Below are 565 nucleotides of genomic sequence, written 5' to 3'. Positions count from 1 at the left end.
TGCATTAAGGAATAAATAGACACTTGAGTTCATTAATATATATCCTTTATAGTTTTTAAATTTGTTATTGATTTCTCATGTTTGTTAAATTTACTGTTCATAGATAAAGAATAGTAATAATAATATTAAAGCTATTTGGCGAAACAGAAAAATTTACGCTATGAAAATTAATATAAAAGATAGATTATGGCAACGTTATATATTAATAGGTTGTTTATTTATTTAATGACGTTGTTTGTTTGCAAAAAATATAAATATAGACTAAGAGATAAAGTTTGTATTATACAGTTAAGATAAAAAACATTATTTTGTATTTCTATTTTATTTGTCTTTTTGTTTTAACAATAATATATTAAAAATATATTAGATCGATAATGTATTTATATAAAAAGCGGCATAATACCGCTTTAATCTATTAATGATTTTTATTTTTACCGAAAGTAGAACTCACTAAGGAATTCTTAATTCACACCAATGGCCAATTTAATACCACGACGCAGTCATTGTAGTTATTCTTGGTGCCGTTTTCAGCACCGATAGTGGCTGTCCCCGGTTTTCCATCAAG

At 25.3% G+C, this 565-nt stretch carries 1 protein-coding gene; it reads right to left on the bottom strand.

The window, feature by feature from the left end; translation table 11 throughout:
- Positions 1–466: 466 nt before the first annotated feature.
- A partial coding sequence (locus tag V2H77_RS00120; protein ID WP_341497187.1) for a fucose-binding lectin II occupies positions 467–565 on the bottom strand: 99 nt, incomplete at its 5' end.

Source organism: Photorhabdus sp. P32 (genome assembly GCF_038085095.1).
GTDB classification, from domain to species: Bacteria; Pseudomonadota; Gammaproteobacteria; order Enterobacterales; family Enterobacteriaceae; genus Photorhabdus; species Photorhabdus luminescens.
Note: the sequence above shows the minus strand (reverse complement) of the source record. Positions and strands in the feature narration are given on the sequence as shown.